At 72.8% G+C, this 20434-nt stretch carries 12 protein-coding genes; 6 read left to right on the forward strand and 6 right to left on the reverse strand.

Features of this window, described 5'->3' with window-relative positions; all coding sequences use genetic code 11:
• Nucleotides 1-117: 117 nt before the first annotated feature.
• Nucleotides 118-618 carry an ATP-binding protein gene (locus B124_RS05195; protein WP_496501440.1) on the reverse strand — a complete coding sequence of 167 codons (501 nt, stop codon included), beginning with the start codon at nucleotides 616-618 and terminating at the stop codon, nucleotides 118-120.
• A 23-nt stretch (nucleotides 619-641) separates the two neighbouring features.
• On the reverse strand, nucleotides 642-962 hold the full coding sequence (locus tag B124_RS05200; protein WP_496501441.1) for a hypothetical protein: 321 nt from the start codon (nucleotides 960-962) through the stop codon (nucleotides 642-644).
• Nucleotides 963-1239: 277 nt separating this feature from the next.
• On the opposite strand from B124_RS05200, the gene B124_RS05205 reads away from it, so the two are divergent.
• The 5 genes from B124_RS05205 to B124_RS05225 all read left to right on the forward strand — a co-directional run bounded on the left by B124_RS05205 (nucleotide 1240) and on the right by B124_RS05225 (nucleotide 10034).
• Nucleotides 1240-2115: a helix-turn-helix domain-containing protein gene (locus tag B124_RS05205; protein WP_496501442.1), complete on the forward strand. Its 876-nt coding sequence runs from the start codon at nucleotides 1240-1242 to the stop codon at nucleotides 2113-2115.
• Nucleotides 2112-2330 (forward strand): DUF397 domain-containing protein, encoded by a 219-nt coding sequence (locus tag B124_RS05210; RefSeq protein ID WP_496501443.1) that lies wholly within the window; start codon nucleotides 2112-2114, stop codon nucleotides 2328-2330. The genes B124_RS05205 and B124_RS05210 overlap by 4 nt, the downstream gene beginning before the upstream one ends.
• 2815 nt (nucleotides 2331-5145) lie before the next feature.
• A complete protein-coding gene (locus tag B124_RS05215; protein ID WP_496501444.1) occupies nucleotides 5146-5607 on the forward strand; it encodes a helix-turn-helix domain-containing protein in 462 nt (153 codons plus the stop codon).
• Between the two features lie 303 nt (nucleotides 5608-5910).
• Nucleotides 5911-7650 carry an RNA ligase family protein gene (locus tag B124_RS05220; protein ID WP_496501445.1) on the forward strand — a complete coding sequence of 580 codons (1740 nt, stop codon included), beginning with the start codon at nucleotides 5911-5913 and terminating at the stop codon, nucleotides 7648-7650.
• On the forward strand, nucleotides 7650-10034 hold the full coding sequence (locus B124_RS05225; protein ID WP_496501446.1) for a poly(A) polymerase: 2385 nt from the start codon (nucleotides 7650-7652) through the stop codon (nucleotides 10032-10034). The genes B124_RS05220 and B124_RS05225 overlap by 1 nt, the downstream gene beginning before the upstream one ends.
• Before the next feature lie 97 nt (nucleotides 10035-10131).
• Here B124_RS05225 and B124_RS05230 read toward each other — a convergent pair whose 3' ends face one another.
• Nucleotides 10132-10467 carry a hypothetical protein gene (locus B124_RS05230; RefSeq protein ID WP_496501447.1) on the reverse strand — a complete coding sequence of 112 codons (336 nt, stop codon included), beginning with the start codon at nucleotides 10465-10467 and terminating at the stop codon, nucleotides 10132-10134.
• Between the two features lie 163 nt (nucleotides 10468-10630).
• Here B124_RS05230 and B124_RS05235 point away from each other — a divergent pair, with 163 nt between their 5' ends.
• On the forward strand, nucleotides 10631-13528 hold the full coding sequence (locus B124_RS05235; RefSeq protein ID WP_496501448.1) for an AfsR/SARP family transcriptional regulator: 2898 nt from the start codon (nucleotides 10631-10633) through the stop codon (nucleotides 13526-13528).
• Between the two features lie 207 nt (nucleotides 13529-13735).
• Here the strand turns inward: B124_RS05235 and B124_RS05240 are convergent, their stop codons facing one another.
• The 3 genes from B124_RS05240 to afsR form a co-directional block, all read right to left on the reverse strand.
• Entirely contained in the window at nucleotides 13736-16633 is a 2898-nt protein-coding gene (locus B124_RS05240) for an AfsR/SARP family transcriptional regulator (protein WP_496501449.1), read from the reverse strand.
• A 275-nt stretch (nucleotides 16634-16908) separates the two neighbouring features.
• Nucleotides 16909-17076, reverse strand: a complete 168-nt coding sequence (locus B124_RS05245) for a hypothetical protein (protein ID WP_496501450.1) — start codon at nucleotides 17074-17076, stop codon at nucleotides 16909-16911.
• A 213-nt stretch (nucleotides 17077-17289) separates the two neighbouring features.
• Nucleotides 17290-20205 (reverse strand): SARP-family global regulator AfsR, encoded by a 2916-nt coding sequence (gene afsR, locus B124_RS05250; RefSeq protein ID WP_496501451.1) that lies wholly within the window; start codon nucleotides 20203-20205, stop codon nucleotides 17290-17292.
• Between the last annotated feature and the right edge of the window lie 229 nt (nucleotides 20206-20434).

Consider the following 20434-nt stretch of genomic DNA (forward strand, 5'->3'; position numbering starts at 1 on the left):
TCCCTTCACGGTGGGCTGAGATCGCGGTCCTCGACCGCGACGCCCTCGTACGAAAACCTCGCCCAAGGCGTGGTGATCTGTGGCAGGGCGGGTAGGGAGGTTGGCGGCAAGCACGGGTCACCGCCCCCGCCCGGGAGCCGTCAACGTGGGAGCGGAGAGGGTCAGCCGGGCCCATACCAGGGTGCCGCCACGGCAGGAGAGCACTCCCCACTGCTGCCGGGTGAGCTTGTCGACCATGAGCAGCCCGCGCCCGGATTCAATCAGCTCGCCGGTGCCGTGCTCCTCGGTCCGCTTACCGAGCCGAAGTGCGCCGCGGCCCTGGTCGACGACGCCGACCGTGAGGTGCCGGTCGTGCATGCGCAGGCGTAGCTCGATGCGGCGGCTCGGGGTGTGCAGGACGGTGTTGGTGACCAGCTCCGAGGTGATCGCCTCGGCGTCATCGCGGGTGTCAGCCGGAACGGCCCAGCCGTCGAGGACTTCGCCGGCGATCCGCCGCGCGTGCCGCGGCAGCGCGGTGTGCCCGCCGGGCAGTACGAAGGCCGCCCGGGGACCGTGGTCCCGGCGCAGAGCGCTGACCCTCGCCGCGAAGCGGTCACGAAGGCCGGGTGGGGTCGCCAAAGCAGGTGCAGGACGAAGGGGGTTCATGCGGCGGCCCTCGTCTCGAACAGCCAGGCCAGCCCCCGGTGTGCCAGGGTGGCGGCGACGGCCTCGCAGAGGGCGTCGGCGTCGGTGTGCGGCGACGCGGCCGACGCCGGCGGAACCAGCCAGCGCCGCCCGCCAACGGGCAACCCCCGGCCCGCCGAGGGCCATCGCGTGGCGCACGCCCGAACACATGTCGTCCCCGGCTGCACCGGCCAGGACCCGGCGGTCCCCGCGGGGACGATGAACTCGATCGTCTGCCGCGGAACGGTGAAGGCCACCGGCCCGAGCGGCACTTGGGCCCGCCGAAGGCGATCCAGCACGTCAAGCCCTATGGGCTCGGTCGTGCGCAGAACGTCTGCAGCAAGGGCGTTTGATGGCGTTTCGCAAGCCAGATGGGCCATGTGCCCTCCATTGAGCCAGCCGTCGCGATCGCGGAATGTGACCAAGTTGACGCCGTGTGTAACCTCGGCAGAGCATGACATGGGTTCCCTGTCATGGGAAGCCCATGAGAGTTGGATTCCCGTCAAAGGAGTAGATGTGAGCGACCAGGCAGCACGCGCGTACGCTCAGTCAGATGATCCTGGGAGGTGGTTGGGCGTGACCGCTCGCTCGCTTGGACCGGCCGGCCGCATGCAGATTGCACGGGGTCTGACGCAGGTGCGTGAACGTGCCGGCATGACGCAAGTCCAAGTCGCCGAAGCCGCAGGCGTCGGGAAGTCCACCGTGAGCCGCTACGAGACCTGGCAGGACCGGTCCCGGGTCCGCTGGGCCACGGTCCGCGCTATCGCTGATGCATGCGGCGCCTCCGTGGATGAACGCGACACGCTCGTCTCCATCGCCAAGGCGCAGGACGACGGTTGGTGGGTCGGCAACCCGGCGGTGCCGGAGTGGATGGATCCCCTCGTCTCCTTCGAACACGAAGCCACCTACGAGCATGTGTTCGCCAACGGCTTCGTTCCCGGCTTGCTGCAGACGCGCCGCTACGCGATGGCAGTTCATGAGGCCCGCGAAGTGCGACGAGCGCATACGGAGGTGGAGCGGATGACGGAGGCGCGGATGCAGCGTCAGACCATCCTCGAACGGGCAGAAGCCCCGATACACCTCTGGGTAGTTCTGGACGAGGCGGTACTGCGTCGAGTGGTCGGCTCCGTAGACGTGATGCGGGAGCAGTTGGAGCACCTGCAGGAGGTCATGCAGCGGCCCAACATCGACATCCAGGTGCTCCCGTTCGCTGCGGGCGCGCACGCGGCAGGCGCCGGGCACTTCGTCATTCTCGGCAGAGACGATGAAGGCGAGCCGCGCAACTCCATGGGCATCGTGTACATCGAAATGCGGCGCCGCGGGCTCTACTTGGATGTTCCCGAAGACGTTGCCGCTTATAGAATCACGTTCGATTACCTTCGTTCCCAGGCGGCCGACGCGTCGGCATCCGCCCGACTGCTCGGCGTCGTACGACAGGAGATCTCGCGATGACTCACCGCTCAGCCCTCCTCCCCACCGACCCTGCCGGCCGCTGGTTCAAGAGCAGCTACAGCGGCCCCGACGGCAACGAGTGCGTCGAGGTGGCCAAGCTCGGTGCAGACCGTATCGGCGTGCGGGACTCCAAGAACCCTGACGGCCCCTCTTTGGTCTTCACCCCGGCAGAGTTCGGCGCCTTCGTCCAGTTCGCATCCGAGTTTGACGTCTGACCCAGCTCGGCACCGCTCGCGATCCCGGCCTGTCCGACCGGCGTCACCCGGCAAGCCGCGGGCGGACAGCGCTGCCGGAGGGGGCTGGCCCCGGTTGATCGGGGCCAGCCCCGAGCGGTTCTGCGGGGCGGCGTCGTGGGCGCGCGGGTCGGCGAGGCGGGTCTCGGGCGCGATCAGGCCCCGCGACGTGATCGCGGGGCAAGCCCGGCTGGCGGGGGCCCTGTTCCGGGGGTGCGGTGTCGGGGCACATGGCTTCGATGCGAGCTGGGTCGTCGGGGATTTTGGAGCATGGGGCCCACCTCGAACGCCGGCCGCCTCCCAGAAGCACACCGGGCTGCGACGAGAGCAGCGCCGATCCAGAACCACCAGCCCCGAAGCGAGGCCCACCCCGCGCCACACCCACGCCGAGCCCAGGGGTGACGAATTCGGCCCCGGCCCGGGGGGCGTACGTGGGGAAACCGGCGCGGTTCGGCGCCCGAAGGCCTGTCGACGGCCCGGGGCAGCCCTCGTGTGCACGCGGCGGGGACAAACTCTGGGTAACCTTCAAGCCAAACGGGTACAAACCACCCACGCGGCCCGACTTTTGCCCCCGTATATACGGACCCACACCCCGCGGGGGCGTCAGCGGCCATCCAGCCGGGCCCGGTGAACGTCACCGTGACAAATACGTGGCAACCGGCCCTCAGAACCGGGTCAAATCGCCCACATGGCCCGAGATTTGCTCAACGAGACGCACCCCACCGCCCCGAGGGCGGGGTGCCGGCACGACGAGGGCCGACCGGAAGTCCGTGGCGCGGCCCCTGTCGGGCTTCAGGTCCCGCTTCGGGGCGGGTGGTCCCGGATCGGCGCCGCGGACGTCGCAGCCCGGAGTGCTTCTGGGAGTCGGCGGGCGTTCGAGGTGGGCCCCATGCTCAAAACCCCCGTCAACCCAGCTCGCATCGAAGCCATGTGCCCCGACACCGCGCACCCGGAACAGGGCCCCCGCCAGCCGGCCGTCCCGCACCGGCCCCCACCCCGCACAGCCAGCGGCACGTCTCACCGGGCCCCGCCCCGTACCAGGCCCCCACCCCGAGCAGCCGGCGGCACGTTTCTCCGGGTCTGCCCCGTGCCGGGCTGCTGCCCCCGGCTGCCGTGGTCAGCCGGCGTTGTCGGTGGGGCCGCATACCCTTGGGTGGGTGTGAGGGGGATGTGGGCGGGGCTTCGGCGGCGGGGGTGTCGGGCATGTCCCCGGTCCCGGGCCGCCCGGCACCACCCGCCCGACTCCTTGCCCCCGGCCGGGCCTTCGTCGGCCCCGCCCCACTCCGCGACCCCGGCCGGGCCTTCGTCGGCCCGGCCTGCGGTGGCGTCCCGCGACGTGGTGTAGCGGACTCGGCTACGCGCACTCGGCGCGCCTGGGAGCCCGTCGAGTGCGCGTAGGTGAGCGAAAGTCGGCCCCGGTGGGCGATTTGACCTGGTTTCGTGGGTGGGTTACCCAGAGTTTGTCACGGCGAGGCGCATACGGAACGCCCCGGGGCGGATGCGGCGCCGGCTGGCCTTCGGGCGCGCGCCGCGGGGCGAAAGTCGATCCCCGCGGGCGATTTGCCCGGGTCTGGCGGGTGGGTTGCCGCGAGTTTTGACCTTCCGTCGCCATAGGGAGCGGCGAAGTGGGGGCGCGCTCGGCGCTGCGGGGGAGAAGGCCGCCCCCCGAGGCGGTGTGGGCGGGTCGCCGTCTGCTCCGTGACGTCGCCGGCGAAGCAGAAGTGCGGCACTTCTGGGGAGCCGAGCAGTGCGGCCCAGGGGGCCAATGCTCAAAACCCCCCGTCGCCGCAGCCCCGCACGCACAACGCCCACCCCGACACCGCACCTGTCCGCCTTGCCGGGGCGTCCACCGGCCGGGGCGAGACCCGGTGCAGGCCCCCGCTGGGCCGTACCGCCTGCCGGCCCCGCCCACCCGGCAGGTCCTGTCCCACGGCATGGCGCAGGCGACGCGCACCCCGAGCGCGACTGTCCCGAGCCGGAACACCGGCTCAGCGCTGGGCGCTGGGCGCGGCAAACTCGTGCCGTGCACGGCAAAGGGGCCAACCCCGCGGCGGAAGCGCCGGCTGCTGTCGCGGGTGAGCCCAGCCGCGAGACCGCGATCCGCGGAGTCATGGTGCCGGGTCCGCTACACCACTCGGCGGGACGCCGTCCAAAACTCGGACTCCGGCTTGGGGGTTACCCGGAGTTCGTCCCCGTGATGTGCACCCGGCGCCGGACGGGGGCAGCCGAGGGCTGCATGCCCGGCCACGACCTGCCGAGTCGTGGTGCCGGATCCGCTGCACCACGCCAGCGGACGTGACCCGGGCTGGAGGTGGGGAAGCCGGCGAGGACGGCGGTTGAGGCGGGGGGCGGAACCTGCGGGGCCGGTCGGCGTCCGGCCGTGTCCGGGAACGAGGACGGTGCCCGTCCGACGACTTCCCCTGATGGTCATCGGACGGGCACCGTGTGGGCCGCTCACCTCATCGGTGTAGAAAGCGGCCGACCGCTCGGCCCGGCATTTCCCCCTGCTGGCGGGCCTGATAAGAGAATGACAGGGGCCGGTCAACGTTTGGTTAATGCCCACGTCAAGCTTTCATCCACCGGTTCCGCGGGGGCACCGCCCGCCCTCCGGGGCCCGGCGCGGGCCGGTGCGGACGGGGCGTACGGGACGCTGCCGCAAGGCAGTTGCGGGGACGTTGGCGAGTAATCGCCAGCATTGCGCCGGGACGTCCGGATTCCTTGACCCGCCTCCGGCCGCCGGCATACTTTCGCGGCTGCCGTGCCACTGCGAACCGGGGGGCTGGGAGGGCTGACTGCCGTGGGCCAGGGAAAGCCGAGCCCGTGTGAGGCCGTTGCGGAAGGGCGCTTACGGGCTCCGGGGGATCCGGACGGAATCCTGCTGCTGACCGATCGGGAGCGGCAGACGCTCTTCCTCGTCGGTACGGGCGCGGGGAACCGTCTCATCGCCCGCCGGCTGGGGATCTCGGAACGGACGGTGCGGGCGCATCTCAGCAGCGCCGTACGGAAGGTCGCGGTCCGCTCGCGGGCGCAGGCGGCGGTCTTCGCCTTCGCCTACCTGGACCCCGTCGACATCCCGGCCCCCCAAACGCCGCAGGAGACGCCGCAGGAGCGGCCCCGGCCGCGCACCGCGCGGCCTGCTGCCGCCGGCCGGCGCGGGCCGCCGGTGACCGGGCCGCCGGTGACCGGGCCGCCGGTGACCGGGCCGCCGGTGACCGGGCCCCGGGGCGCCTCCCGTCGCCCGGCCGCCGAAGGGCGGTGAGGGGGCCAATGCCGTCGAAGCCACTGCCCCCGCCGCCGGACCATCCGGGTCTGACGCTCACCGTCTACCACGTCTCACGGACCGGCCGCCGCGGCCCCGCGAGCCGCATCCGCTGGCGGCCCGCCGACGGTGCCCCGGTGCCGCTGCCTGGCCGCTGGCCCCCGTGCCGCTGCCCCCGCTGCCGGGCCACGGGCCGTATCTGAAGCGGTTCTTCGGGCGGGGCGCGGGGTGCAAATTCGATGGATCCGCTCTCATCGGCCTCCTACAGTGACCGGACCCGAAGCGCCCTGGAGAGCCGAGACCATGCGTGTGCACTATCCCCGTACGCCGCATCTCCCGTGGTCGCCCGGGGCGGCCTCGGACGACGTACGGGCCGGTGACCTGTCGGGGCTGCGGGGCCGCGAGGTCGTGGTCACCGAGAAGCTCGACGGGGAGAACACCACCCTCTACGCCGACGGGCTCCACGCCCGGTCGCTGGACTCCGGGCACCATCCCTCGCGGGCGTGGGTGAAGGCCCTCCAGGGGCGGATCGGCAGCCAGATACCGCCGGGTTGGCGGGTGTGCGGGGAGAACCTCTTCGCCCGGCACTCGATCGCGTACGACGACCTGGAGAGCTGGTTCTACGGGTTCTCCGTCTGGGACGGCGGCAACCGCTGCCTGGACTGGGACCGGACGGTCCGGTTCCTGCGGCGGCTGGGCGTGCCCGCGCCCCCGGTGCTGTGGCGCGGCGTGCTCGACGAGCGGTCGCTGCGGGCGCTGCGGCTGGACACCGCGCGCCAGGAGGGCTACGTCGTGCGTACCGTCGAGGGCTTCGGTCTGGGGGAGTTCGGGCAGCGGGTGGCCAAGTGGGTGCGTACAGGACACGTACAGACCGATACGCACTGGATGCACGCCGCCGTCGTGGAGAACGGGCTGGGTCCGAAAGCCGCGCTGTGGGCGGTGCGTTCGGGGGCGGCGGCCCATGTGCCGTCGCTGACCGCCGCGGCGGGCGCCGCCCCGGAGGACCCGGCCGCCGCCGGGGCCGCCGTCGCCGAGGTGTCCGCGCGGCTGGACGCGCTGGGCCGGTACGGCGACGCGCGGCTGGCGGGCGTCCTGGCCGTGCTGCTGCACGGCACGCCCCGGGCGTCGCTCGCGCCCCGGCTCGCCGGGCGGCTGGGCATGCCGGCCGCACGGCGGGTCGCCGATCTGGCCGGGCTGTCCCCGAACCTGCACCGCCCCTTTCCCGACGGCGACCGCCGCGCCGGTCTCGTACGCATCGCGCTCGCCGCCGACGTGGGGGTGGCGCACGCGGTCGCGGCGGCGGTCGCGCCGGGCGCCGAGGCGCGCGAGCAGGTCGAATGGTCCGCGCTGCACGCCGAGGACGCCGGGCTGCTCGGCGAGGCGCCGCTGGAGCCGCTGCGTGCCGGGTTGCGGGACGCGCTCGGCGGCCTCGGTCCCGACGCCGCCGACCGGTGCTGGGCCCAGGCGCGGGACGCGTACGCCGACGGGCGGATCGGCAGCGTCGAGGAGGCGGTGGCGGCGAGTTGGCGGTGGCGCTCTGGGGCGTTTCCCCGGCTGATCCACCTCGTCGGTCCTTCGGGCAGCGGGAAGAGCACGTTCGCCGGAAGCCTCCGCGGGGCCGACGCGTACGTCTGCCTCGACGAGCTGCGCCAGGCCCGCGGCGCGCGGGCCGACCAGCGGGCCAACGGGGACGTCCTGCGGGAGGGTCTTGACCGGCTCGACGAGGCGCTGGCCGGCGGGGGGACCGTGGTGTGGGACGCCACGTCGCTGACCAGGCACCAGCGTTCCCCGGTGCACCGGGTGGCGCGGCGCCGCGACGCCCTGGTCACCCACGTGGTGGCGCTGGTCGACGAGGACGAGCTGGTACGGCGCAACCAGGTACGGGCGCACCCGGTGCCTTCCGGGGTGCTCGCCTCCCAACTGCACCGGTTCACCCCGCCGTACCCCGGCGAGGCGCACCGTACGTGGTACGTCGGGGCGGGCGGAACCGTCGTCGACACCAGCGGCGCCCTGGACGACGCCGTCGGCGGAGGGGAGCTGTGATGCGTACGAGCGACGAGATCTATCACCGGGTCCGCTGGGACCCGCGGTTCGATCCGGCCAGGTTCGTGCTGGGGATCAACCAGCGCGGCGCCGCCCCCAAGCGGGTCCCGCTGCCCTCCTTCGTGCCCGGCGGCGACATCCCGTGGCACCGGGTGCTGTTCGTCGAGGCGGACGGCGAGCTGGTCTGGGACCGCGCCACCGGGGTGGACCGCATCGACACCTCGGAGGCCGGCAGGGTGCGGGCGCCGCGGCTGCTGCGGGCGCCGTTCTTCTCGGCCAGGACACCTGTCAGGTGGGAGGCGGGGGTCGGCTGGCGCCCCGCCGAAAGCATGCCGCCGATGGCTGTGACCGGGGCGGCGAGTGTCCGCGTACTCACCTGGAACACGCTGTGGGACCGCTACGACAGCGACCGCATCGAGACCGCCCGGCGCCGCCCCCTGCTGCTCGCCGCCCTCGAAGACGCAGACGCGGACGTCATCGCGCTGCAGGAGGTCGAAGCCGGTCTGCTCACCCGGCTGATGCAGGCCCCCTGGGTGCGGGCCGGCTACACCCTCGGCACCGACCCCGGCGGACCAGGAAAAAGAGACGTCGACGACGGCGGGCTGCTGCTGCTCAGCCGGCTGCCCGTACGGGAGGCGGGGTGGCACGGACTCGGCCCGCACAAGGCCGTCACCGCCCTCACCGTGGAGACCGCCGCCGGGCCCCTCGTGGTGGCCGCGACCCACCTGAGCAGCGACCACTCCGACAACGGCCCGGCCCGGCGGCGGGCCGAACTCGCCCGGCTCGCGGAGGGGTTCGCCGGTGTGGACGGCGAGCTGATCCTCGTCGGTGACTTCAACGACGGCGGTGACGGACCGGCCGCCGCGCTCGGACTGCGGGACGCCTGGACGCAGGTCCACGGGCCCGGCGACCGGACGCCGACGTTCGACCCGGGCGCCAACCCGCTGGCCGCGGTGTCCTCGCTGTCCGGCCGGGCCTCCCGGCTGGACCGGATCTTCCTCCGCCCGGGACGGCTGGAAGCAACCGATGCCCACCTGCGGGGCGACTCACCCACCGCCGACGGGCTCTACGTATCGGACCACTACGGCGTGGCGGCGGACCTCCACCTGGGCGCCGCGGAGCCCGCGAACGCCCTCGACGCCCGCCGCGTACGGTGGCTGCCCGACACGACCGACGTGCCCGCAGCCGCAGCCGCCGAACCGGGCGCGGAGAGCGCGGCCCAGGACGCCCGGGTGCGCGGGATCGTGCGGCGTATCTCCGAGGCGCTGGGAGAAGGAGCCGTCCACGTCGTCGGATCACGGCGGATGGGCTGCGCCCTCGCCGGCGCGGACCTGGACCTGGTCGCGGCGCTGCCCGGCAGCGACGACCTGGCCGGTGTACGGGCGCGGGTGACCGCCGCGCTGCCGGACGCCACCCGGGTCCGGCAGGTGACCGGCGCGCGCGTGCCGGGTCTGCGGCTGCGTACCGGCGGCCCGGACGTCGATCTGGACGTCGACCTGGACGTCGACTTGGTGATCGTCGCCACGGGAACGCTCGATCCCGGCGAAGCCGTGGCCCGGCGCGCCGCGTTGGGCGAGGCGGCGGCGGTCGCCCTGAGCGCGGTGAGCGACGCGGACGCGGTACGGGCCGCGGCCGGCGACCGCCACACCGCCTTCACCCGGCTCGCCAGGCAGGTGAAGGCGTGGGCCGGGGCGCGCGGCCTCGACTCGGCCCCCTTCGGCGGACTGCCGGGTCTGGCCTGGTCGGTGCTCGCGGCCCGGACGGCACGCGAGGCAGAGGACGTGGCTGACGACTTGGCCGGGCCCGGCCTGCTGCGCCACTTCTTCGGCACCTGGGCGGCCTGGGACTGGCGGCAACCGGTCGCCCTCACGCCTGCCGGTACGGGACCGCCGGTGGCGCCGGTCGTTCTCCTGACCCCCACCGATCCGGTCCGCAACTGCACCGGACAGGTCACCGCCGGCTTCCGGGACCTGCTGGCCGACGAGCTCTACCACGCCTGGACCCTCCTGGAGGAGGCGGCGGAGACCGGCGAGGACCCCTGGCCCGGGCTGCTGTCACCGCCGCCCCTGCACCGGCGGCACGCGGCCTGGGCGGTCGTGACCGTGGACCCCGGGTCTGCCGAGGAGTCCGACGAGACGCTGGGGCGCGTCCGGGGGCGGCTGCGGGCGCTGCTCACCGCCCTGGACGACGCCGGAGTGACGGACGCGCACGCCTGGCCCCGCCCGGTCGGCACCGGGACCGGGGGCACGCGGTACGCGATCGGCCTCGGCGCCGCGCCGCCGGATGCCGCCCGGCTCGCGGAGATCACCGCGGGGTGGGCGAGCGGGCTGCGCGGGGTGGACGTGGCGTGGGCGGAGCGCGGGGCGGTGCCGACCCTGCGCTGACCGGCGGGTTGGGTACGTAGCCGCAGCGCGCAGGGGATGCGCGGCGGGGATGCCTGTCGGGACGCGTAGCGGGATACGCGGCGGGGCGCGTACCGGATCAGCGGCCCTCCGCCGTACCGGCGAGGCACGCCCCCACCAGCCACCCCCGCCGCTCCGCCTGCGCCCCGCCCTGGAACCGGCTCGTCCCGCCGAGGCACTCCAGCAGTTCCGCCACCCGCCTGCTGTACGTCCGCGGGGACATGTGCAGATTGCGGCAGGCGACCGTGTCGGGCGTACCCCGCGACAACTCGGCGAGCACCGGCACCAGATGAGGCGGCGGCGGTGGGGAGAGCCGCCGCGCGGGCCGGGAGGTGAACAGCTCGTCCGGGAACGTGCCGGCGACGAGACGGAGACCGTGTGCCTGCGATTCTTTCCGGGGAGTCGAGTCGCTCATGCCGTCCAGCGAAACGGACGTCCATGGACACGCTGTGGACGGTGCGCGGAGGCTCGTCAATCCGCTGTCAATCGGGGCCCGGGTCGGTTGTCCACAGGGGCCGGTGGCGGGGTTGTCCCGGGTGGGGCAGACTGGATGCGGGGTGCTGGACAAGGGGTGGGCGATGGCCGACGGACGGCGCGGGGGGTTATCCGATACGGGCCCGGCAGAGGGTGCGCCGGTGCGCTTCGCGCTGCTGGGACCGGTGCGGGTCAGCCGCGCCGGGCAGGCCCTCAGCATGGGTTCACCGCAGCAGCGGGCCGTGCTCGCCGTGCTGTTGCTGCGAGGCGGGCGGCACGTGGCCGTCGAAGAGCTGGTCGACGCGGTGTGGGGCGAGGACCCGCCGCGCGACGCGACCGGCACGATACGCACCTACGTCTCCCGGCTGCGCCGCGCCCTCGGCCCCGACGCGGACCTGCTGCGCGGCGAGGCGGGGGGCTACGCCGTACACCTGCGCCCCGGCGCGGAACTGGACGTCGAGACGGCCACCCGGCTGGCAGCCGAGGCGGACACCGCCGTAGCGGCCGGCGCCCGCGAACGCGCCCGCGAACTGCGCCGCGGCGCGCTCGACCTGTGGGACGGCGACCCGCTCGCCGGGCTGCCGGGACCGTACGCGGAGAGGCAGCGGGCGCGGCTCGCGGAGTGGCGGCTGTCGCTGCTGGAGGGGCAGGTGGAGCTGGACGTCGAGGCGGGGCGGCGAGCGGAGGCGATCTCGGAGCTGACGGCGCTGACGGCGGCGTACCCGCTGCGGGAGCGGTTCCGGGAGCTGCTGATGCTCGCGCTGTACCGCAGCGGCCGGCAGGCGGAGGCGCTGGCGGTCTACACGGACACGCGGCGCCAGCTCACGGACGAACTGGGCGTCGAACCGGGCCCGGAGCTGGCCGCGCTGCAACAGCGCATCCTGCGCGGCACGGACCAGCCCGCCCCGGCCCCGGCCGCCGCCACCGTCGCCCCGGCGCAACTGCCCGCCACGCTGCCGGACTTCACCGGCCGGGTGGATGTGGTGGAGGACCTGGGCAAACAACTGGTGCAGGCGCCGCACATGGTGATGGCGGTGTCGTCGGTCTCCGGCATCGGCGGCGTGGGCAAGACGACGCTGGCCGTCCACGTCGCCCACGCGGCCCGGGAGTCCTTCCCCGACGGCCAGTTGTACGTCGACCTGCAGGGCTGGGGCCCGTCCCCGGTCGACCCGGCGGGCGTCCTCGGCTCCTTCCTGCGCGCCCTCAACGTCCCGGACGCCGACATCCCCGAGACCGTCACGGAACGCGCCGCCCTGTACCGCTCGGTGCTGGCGGGCCGCCGGATACTGACGCTGCTCGACAACGCCCGCGACGCCGCCCAGGTACGCCCCCTGCTCCCGGGCACGGAGGGCTGCGCGGCACTGATCACCTCCCGGGCGAGGATGGCGCACCTGGTCGGTGCCCACCACGTAGACCTGGACGTGATGGACCCGGACGAGGCCCTGCTGCTCTTCACCCGCATCGTCGGCGCCGACCGGGTGGAGCCCCACCGGGCGGCGGCGATGGACGTGGTCGCGGCCTGCGGGTTTCTGCCGTTGGCGATACGGATAGCGGCGTCCCGGCTGGCGGCGCGGCGTACGTGGACGGTCGCGGTCCTGGCGCGGAAGCTGTCCGACGAGCACCGCCGCCTGGACGAACTCCAGGTCGGGGACTTGGCGGTGAAGGCGACCTTCGAGCTGGGCTACGGCCAGCTCGAACCCGAACAGGCCCGTGCTTTCCGCCTGCTGGGCCTGGTCGACGGCCCGGACATCTCCCTGAGCGCGGCAGCCGCGATCCTGGACCGGGTGGAGGACGAGGCGGAGGAGGTCCTGGAAACCCTGGTGGACACCAGCCTCCTGGAATCCGCAGCCCCGGGCCGCTACCGCTACCACGACCTGCTGCGCCTCTTCGCGCGCACGTGCGCGGACCGCGACGAACCGGCGGGGGAACGGGAGGGGGCGCTCTCGCGGCTGCTGGACTTCTACCTGGCCACGGCGACCAGGGTGTACGAGCTGGACCGCCCCGGCGACAACCTCATCTCGCACCTCACCCCGGTGCAGTACCGGGGCCTGAGCTTCGCCGACCGGCACACCGCGCAGGACTGGCGACTGGGCGAGGCGGACTCCCTGCTGGCCACCGTGCGCCAACTCGCAGACAACGGCACGCTCGCCCGCGCCGTCGAGCTGCTGATGGTGACCGTCGACCTTGCGGAGTCCGGCACGTACTCGCACCAGTTCGTGCGGATCGCCGGCCACCTGCTGGAGGCCGCGCAGCGCGTGGGCGACCCCCGCAGCGAGGGCCGGGCCCACGACGTGCTGTCCGCCGCACATATCGACTCCGGCCGCTTCGAGCAGGCGGACGAGCACGCCGCGGAGGCCATGCGGCTGGCGCGCGCGAGCGGCGATCCGCTGATCTGCGGCCACGCCGCCTCCGACAGAGGCATCGTCGCCGACCTCCAGGGACGCTCCGCCGACGCCGCGGGCTACCTGGAAGACGCCCTCGCCGCCTACCGCGCCGACGGGAACCTGTTGGGCGAGGCCAGTGCGTTGGCCAACCTGTCGCGTATGCACAGCGACGCCGGCCGGACGACGCTCGCGGTCGAACTCGCGCATCAGGCCCTTGCCATCCACCACGGGCTCGGCCCGAGCTTCAGGATGGCCAACTGCCTGTACGCGCTCGGCATCGCCCTCACCGTCGCCGGCCAGTACGACGAAGCGCTGATCCAGCACACTCAAGCGCTCAGCATCTTCCGTGAGAACCGCATGCACCTCTGGGACGGCATGACCCACTTCCGCATGGCCGAGGTCCACCTCGCCATGCGGCAGCCGGCCGAGGCCGCTTCGTACGCCGAGAAGGCCCTCTCCAAGCTCCGCGGTATGGGCGGAGACTGGCACCGCCGCAGCGTACTGACGGTGCTCGGCCAGGCCCTCGGCGAACTCGGGCAGACGGACCGGTCACGGGCGTGCCTGTCCGAGGCCCGGGATCTCCAGGAATCGGGCTCGACGCAGGCGCCGCAGGGCTGAGGAGCCGTGGGGGCTATCAGCCCGGCGTAATGGACTCCAGCAGTGCGCAGACCTCGGCGGCTTCCGCGGAATCGGACCTCTGCAGCAGGGTGAGCGCTTCGGTCCAGCAGGCACGTGCGCGCCCCCGCTGGTCCAGCGGTGGGGACGCGGGCATCAGTACGCCGCCGCGGCCATCTGCTGTCGGGTCATCCGGTCCAGCGGGGGTTCTCACCCCTGCTGCGCCCGTGTCGATCCGGACTCGCGGAGTTCGCGAGCCTCGGACAGGCACGCCTGTGCCCTGTCGGGCTGGCCGAGTTCGCCGAGGGCCCGGCCGAGCACGGTGAGCGCGCTGCCGCGGTGCCAGTCGCCGCCGATTCCCCGGAACCGGGACAGGGCCCTCTCTGCGTACGCAGCTGACTCGGCCGGTGCGCGCACGGCGAGGTGGACCTGTGCGATGCGGAAGTACGTCAGCCCCTCCCAGAGTTCCATGCGGTTCTCACGGAAGAGCGCCGCAGCCGCGTCGAGTTGGATGAGGGCTTCACGATGTCGGTCCGCGGTGTTGAGCACGATGCCCAGGGAGTATCTGCTGCTCGCCAGGCGGAGCGGCGCCTTGGCTTGGCCGTCGAGCCTCACGGTCTGCTCCGCTAGCTCGATCGCTCTGGCAGTCGAGCCCGTCTCGCTGTGGATGCGGGCAAGGTTGCGCATCGCGCAGGACTCCCCGTCCAGGTTCTCGTCCTCCCGATACGCGACGAGAGCCTGTTCGAGGCAATCTGTGGCTTCCTCCTGCTGCCCTAGGAGGGAAGCCGTCACGCCACGGTCGTTCGCGGCCTCACCGATCACCCAGATGTCGTCGCAGGCACGGGCCAGACGATGTGCGCCGGAGGCGTGCTCGTACGACAACTCGAACCGGCCCGTGAACTGATGGGCCGACGACAGCACGACGTGGGCCCGGGCCTGGCTGCGGATGTCGCCTTGCTGCTCGGCAGCCTGGAGCGCGGTGGTGGCCAGGGGTACGAACCGCGGGGAGTAGAGGCCGGATTCCGCGAGGTCCTTGGCGGCGAGCAGCAGGTCCACGGCGCGGGCCAGGGTTCCGCCCGTCGCGAACTGCCGCACGGCGGTGAGCAGGCACTCCGTTTCGCTGAAGAGCCAGTCGTGTGCCGCCTGATGGTCGTCGAGACGGAGACCATCCTGTACTGGTGGGCTCAGGTGCTTGATCAGGGTGTCGCCGGGGCGACCGAGTTCGTACACCCTGGTTGCCGTGGCCAGGTAGAAGTCCAGCAGCCGCGAGAGCGCCCCCTCCCGCTCCCCCGCGGGTTCGTCGCGGTCCGCGCAGGTGCGGGCGAAGAGGCGCAGCAGGTCGTGGTAGCGGTAGCGGCCCGGGGCGGCGGATTCCAGGAGGCTGGTGTCGACCAGGGTTTCCAGGACTTCCTCCGCGTCGTCTTCCTCTCGGTCGAGGATTGCGGCTGCTGCGCTGAGGGAGATGTCCGGGCCGTCGATCAGACCCAGCAGGCGGAAGGCGCGGGCCTGTTCCGGTTCGAGCTGGCCGTAGCCCAGCTCGAAGGTGGCTTTCACCGCCAAGTCCCCGACCTGGAGTTCGTCCAGGCGGCGGTGCTCGTCGGAGAGTTTGCGCGCCAGGACCGCGACCGTCCACGTACGCCGGGCGGCGAGGCGGGAGGCGGCGATGCGTATCGCCAAGGGCAGGAACCCGCAGGCCGCGACGACGTCCATCGCCGCGTCCCGTTCCGGGGTGACGCGGTGGGCGCCGACGATGCGGGTGAAGAGGAGCAGGGCTTCCGCCGGGTCCATCACGTCCAGGTCGACGTGGTGGGCGCCGGCCAGGTCCGTCATACGGGCCCGCGAGGTGATCACCGCGGCGCAGCCTTCGGTGCCGGGCAGGAGGGGGCGTACCTGGGCGGCGTCGCGGGCGTTGTCGAGCAGAGTCAGTATCCGGCGGCCGGCGAGCATCGAGCGGTAGAGCGCGGCCCGTTCCTCCAGGGGTTCGGGGATCTCCGCGTCGGGGGTGCCCAGGGAGCGCAGGAACGAGCCGAGGACGGCGGCCGGTTCGACGGGGGACGGGCCCGAGCCCTGGAGGTCCACGTAGAGCTGGCCGTCGGGGAACGACTCCCGTACGGCATGCGAGACGTGCACGGCGAGGGCGGTCTTGCCCACCCCGCCGATGCCGGAGACCGAGGAGACCGCCATCACCATGTGCGGCGCCTGCTCCAACTGCTTGCCCAGATCGTCCACGAAGGCGTCGCGCCCCGTGAAATCCGCCAGTCTCGCCGGGAGCTGGGCAGGTGAGAGCCGTGTTGTCGCGGTGGCTACGGGTGCCACGGGCTGCTCACCTCCTCGGAGGATCCGCTGCTGCAGTTCCGCCAACTTCGGGCCGGGCTCGACGCCCAGCTCATCGATCAGGAGCCGCCGGCTGTCCGTGTAGACCGCCAGCGCCTCCGCCTGCCGGCCGCTGCGGGACAACGCGAGCATCAGCAGCTCCCGTGCCCGCTCCCGCAGCGGGTACGCCGCCGTCAGCGCCGTCAGTTCCGAGATGGCCTCGGCGTAGTCGTGCGCCTCGATGTCGAGAGCCAGCCGGCGCTCCAGCAGCGACAGCCGCCACTCGGTGAGCCGCGCGCGCTCGGTCTGCGCGAACGCCCCGGGCAGCCCGGCGAGCGGTTCGCCGTCCCAGAGGCCCAGCGCCTCGCGGAGAAGCGAGCGGGTGCGCTCGGCGTCCCCCTTCTGCGCCGCCGCGTCGGCCAGGGCGACGGCCTGCTCGGCGATCGCGGTGTCTGATACGGCGTTGGCGCCAGGACGGAGTACGTAGCCGCCGGCCTGGCCGGTAATGAGGTGGGCATCGGGGCCGAGTGCCTTCCGCAGCCGGGAGACGTACGTCCGTACCGTCCCCACGGCATCGCGCGGCGGGTCCTCGCCCCAGACTGCGTCGATGAGTTCGTGGGTGGTGGTGTGGTGGCCGGAGCCGATGAGCAGCGCGGCCAGGACGGTGCGCTGCTGCGGCGGGCCGACGTTGACGGGTGTGGTGCCGCGCCATGCCGCCACGGGCCCGAGCAGGCCGAAATACAGCAACTCGTCGGCGGCCTTGTGGGTCGGCGGTACCCCACGACGCTCGACCATGCCCCACCCCTCCCGGTCCCCGCAGCCCTGTTCGACAGTCTGCCGTGGAGGGTGGCGCGGTGTCACCGGCACTCGGTGGTGCGTCCGGATACTGACGGTAGGGAGTGGCTGACAAAGGGCTCACCCGGTGAGGTCGAGAAGGGGTGGCGCCTTGACGGCGCCGGAGGTCACGTGAGTCTCTCTGAAGCAAAGGGAAGGCCCGGTCGCAGCAGTCCCCATCTTGCTGCCGCGACCGGGCCGTTTCGGCCCCCCCTCGGGCCGGTCAGTGATGTCAATCAGGGCCTGTGGTTGTCGAGCGGCTTGAAGATGTCCTCGTCATCGTCCTTCGACGAGGCATCCGACAGCGTCGGCTCATCAACGTCAGTCGGCTCGATCTTGCGCGGTGGTACGGTCCTGTGTTTCTCCCGCTCCACCTCGGGCTCTGTCGACTTCTTCTCCGGCATCTTGCTCCCCTGTCTGTGCCGTGGGCGTTCCGCAGCCGCCCGCCCGGCGACTCCCCCGCGGATCGCCGGACGGGTCTGCATGGCCACTCTCCCCGTTCGTGCCGGGGGGAACGGCCCCGCGTGACCCGCCATTCCCCCGACGTGACGAGCCACTGACAAAGAGCATGACGGCTGGTGATAAACGTCCGATGAACGACTTCGTGTAGAAGACGTTCAGGCAGTCGTGGCGGGTTCCATGAGGGCACGCACCTCTGCGGCTTCCGCCGAGTTCGTCTTCTCATGCAGCGCCGCTGCCTCGCTCCAGCACGCCTGCGCTCGCCCTTGTTGCCCGATCTCGTGCAGGCTCCGGCCAAGGGCCGTGAGCACCTGGGCGCGGTGCCAGTCGCCGCCAATGCCGTGTAGCCGCCTGAGCGCCTGCTCGGCCAGTGTGGCTGCCTGGGTGGGCTGATGGGCGGTGAGGTGCGCCTCAGCCATACGGAACTGGGTCATGCCATACCAGAGGTGCATGCCGTTCTCGCGGAAGAGCTTCAGCGCCGCATCGAGTTGCTCGAGTGCATCGTCCGCTCGGCCCGCACCGGTGAGGATGATGCCCAGGGCGTACATGCAGTTGGCCATCCGGAAGCTGGGGCCCAGTGTGTGGTGAATGGCAAGTGCCTGCTCCGCGAGGTCGACGGCGAGCGTCGGCCGCCCGGCATCGCTGTGCATCCGGGAGAGATTGCTCAGCGCGCTGGCCTCGCCCGAGAGGTTCCCGTCGGTGCGGTAGGCGACGAGCGCGTCCTCCAGGTGGATAGCGGCGTCGGCGGAGCGCCCCTGCAGATCGGCGATGATGCCACGGTCCGAGGCGGCGTGGCCACAGATGACCGGATCTCCGCTTGCGCGCGCGAGGCGCATGGCTTCGGCGGCGTGCTTGTCGGCCTGTTCGAAGCGGCCGGAGTAGATGTGCGAGGAGGCCAGCACGTCGTGTGCCCGGCCTTCGCTGCGAGAGTCGCCCAAGTGCTTCGCGGCCTTCAGCAGGTGGCCGGCGATCTGCGCAAACTGGTGCGAGTACGTGCCGGACTCGGCCAGGTCGACGGTCACCATCAGCAAGTCGGCCGCGCGGGCGAGGGTGCGTTCGCTGGCGAGCTGGCGCGCGGTGGCCAGTAGGCAGTCCGCCTCGGCCAGGCGCCAATCCTGTGCGGTGTGCCGGTCGTCAAAGTTCAGGCCCTGGTGTGCCACCGGGGCAAGGTGCGAAGTGAGGTTGTCTCCGGGGCGGTCCAGCTCGTACACCCGCGCAGCTGTCGCCAGGTAGAAGTCCAGCAGCCGGGACAGTGCTCCCTCGCGCGCCGCTGCCGGCTCTTCGCGATCCGCGCAGTCGCGGGCGAACAGCCGTACCAGGTCGTGGTAGCGGTAGCGGCCGGGGGCCGCGGACTCTACGAGGCTGGCGTCGACCAGGTCTTCCAGCAGCTCCTCCGCGCCCTCCGTCGCGCGGTCGACGATCGCCGCTGCCGCCGTCACCGAGATGTCCGGGCCGTCCGCCAGCCCCAGCAGGCGGAACGCACGGGCCTGTTCCGGTTCCAACTGGCCGTAGCCCAGCTCGAAGGTCGCCTTCACCGCCAGGTCCCCCACCCGGAGTTCGTCCAGGCGGCGGTGTTCATCCGACAGCTTCCGGGCCAGCACCGAAACCGTCCACGTGCGCCGTGCCGCCAGGCGGGATGCCGCGATGCGGATGGCCAGCGGCAGGAAGCCGCAGGCCGCGACGACGTCCATGGCCGCGTCTCGTTCCGGGGTCACCCGGTCCGCGCCGACGATGCGGGTGAAGAGCAGCAGCGCTTCGTCCGGGGCCATCACGTCCAGGTCGACGTGGTGCGCGCCGGCCAGGTCCGTCATCCTCGTGCGGGACGTGATCAGTGCCGCGCAGCCCTCCGTGCCGGGGAGGAGGGGGCGGATCTGGGCGGCGTCGCGGGCGTTGTCCAGGAGGGTCAGTATGCGGCGGCCGGCGAGGACCGAGCGGTACAGGGCGGCGCGTTCGTCGACCGGTTCCGGGATGTCCGCGTCCGGGGTGCCCAGGGCGCGGAGGAACGCGCCCAGGACCGCCGCCGGTTCCGCCGGGGACGGGCCTGAGCCCTGGAGGTCCGCGTAGAGCTGGCCGTCGGGGAAGGACTCCCGTGCCGCGTGGGCGACGTGGACCGCGAGCGTCGTCTTGCCCACGCCGCCGATGCCGGAGACCGACGACACCGCCATCACCGTGTCCGGCGCGTTCGCCAGCTCCTTGCCCAGCTCCTCCACGACGCCGATGCGCCCGGTGAAGTCCGAGACGGTCGCCGGCAGTTGCGCGGGGCGTACGACGCGGAACGTCGCGTCGCCCGCGTGGGGTTCGGTCTTCGGGGCGGCCAGTTCCTCGTCGGCCTGGAGGATGCGCTGCTGGAGTTCGGCGAGTTCCGGGCGGGGGTCGACGCCGAGTTCGTCCTGGAGCAGGCGGCGGGTGTCGGCGTAGACGGCCAGGGCCTCGGCCTGCCGGCCGCTGCGGTAGAGGGCGAGCATCAGCAGCTCGCGGAACCGTTCCCGCAGCGGGTGGCCCGCGGTCAGGGCGGTGAGTTCCGATACCGCCTCCGCGTGCCGGGCGGCGTCGAGGTCCAGCTCGATCCGGTGTTCCAGCAGGGTCAGGCGCAGCTCTTCGAGGCGGTCGCGGTGCCAGTCGGCGTACGGGCCGGGGACGCCGGCCAGCGGCTCTCCCGTGAACTGCGACAGGGCGTTTGCGTAGTGTTCGCGCGCCTGCGCGGAGTCGCCGGAGGTGGCCGCCGCCTCGGCGTCGCGCGCCCGCTCCTCGGCGGTGGCGATGTCGACCTCGGTGCCGTGGGTCCGGATCGCGTAGCCACCGGCCTCGCTGACCAGCGCGTCGGCGCCGAGGGTGCGGCGCAGCCTGGAGGCGTACGTACGCAGCGCGGACACCGCCCGCGGCGGCGGGTCCTCGCCCCAGATGCCGTCGACCAGCTCCTGGGCCGTCGCGGTACGACCGCCGCGCAGCACCAGCGCCGCGAGCATCGCCCGCTGCTGCGGCGTGCCGACCGGGAGGGACTCCTCGCCGCGCCAGGCACGAACGGGACCGAGCACGGCGAAGCGCAGCGCACTCGTCTCGTCTTCGTGGGCCATGGCCGCCCCCTCCCCGGTCCCGGTGATTCCAGATAGCCAAGTCTGCCCTGCCAAGGGTGTATTAGTCAGCAGCGACTGCGCTCTGGCTGGGCCAATGGCCCAGTAAGTGGATGTTTTTCGGCCTTCGGGAGCGCATCTTGCGCAGCGGTGCGGCGCGTGTTCCTCGCCGTGCGCCCCCGTGTACGCACGGCGGGTGAGCTGACGACACGTCAGGATGGTGCTGCGGTGA

The sequence above is a fragment of the Streptomyces sp. CNP082 genome (assembly GCF_059570535.1).

What these genes read in the sequence shown, in the direction of transcription:
- B124_RS05210 (WP_496501443.1), top strand. Translation starts at nt 2,112, where the DNA reads ATGACTCACCGCTCAGCCCTCCTCCCCACCGACCCTGCCGGCCGCTGG.
- B124_RS05220 (WP_496501445.1), top strand. Translation starts at nt 5,911, where the DNA reads ATGCGTGTGCACTATCCCCGTACGCCGCATCTCCCGTGGTCGCCCGGG.
- B124_RS05225 (WP_496501446.1), top strand. Translation starts at nt 7,650, where the DNA reads ATGCGTACGAGCGACGAGATCTATCACCGGGTCCGCTGGGACCCGCGG.
- B124_RS05230 (WP_496501447.1), bottom strand. Translation starts at nt 10,467, where the DNA reads ATGAGCGACTCGACTCCCCGGAAAGAATCGCAGGCACACGGTCTCCGT.
- B124_RS05235 (WP_496501448.1), top strand. Translation starts at nt 10,631, where the DNA reads ATGGCCGACGGACGGCGCGGGGGGTTATCCGATACGGGCCCGGCAGAG.
- B124_RS05240 (WP_496501449.1), bottom strand. Translation starts at nt 16,633, where the DNA reads ATGGTCGAGCGTCGTGGGGTACCGCCGACCCACAAGGCCGCCGACGAG.
- B124_RS05245 (WP_496501450.1), bottom strand. Translation starts at nt 17,076, where the DNA reads ATGCCGGAGAAGAAGTCGACAGAGCCCGAGGTGGAGCGGGAGAAACAC.
- afsR (WP_496501451.1), bottom strand. Translation starts at nt 20,205, where the DNA reads ATGGCCCACGAAGACGAGACGAGTGCGCTGCGCTTCGCCGTGCTCGGT.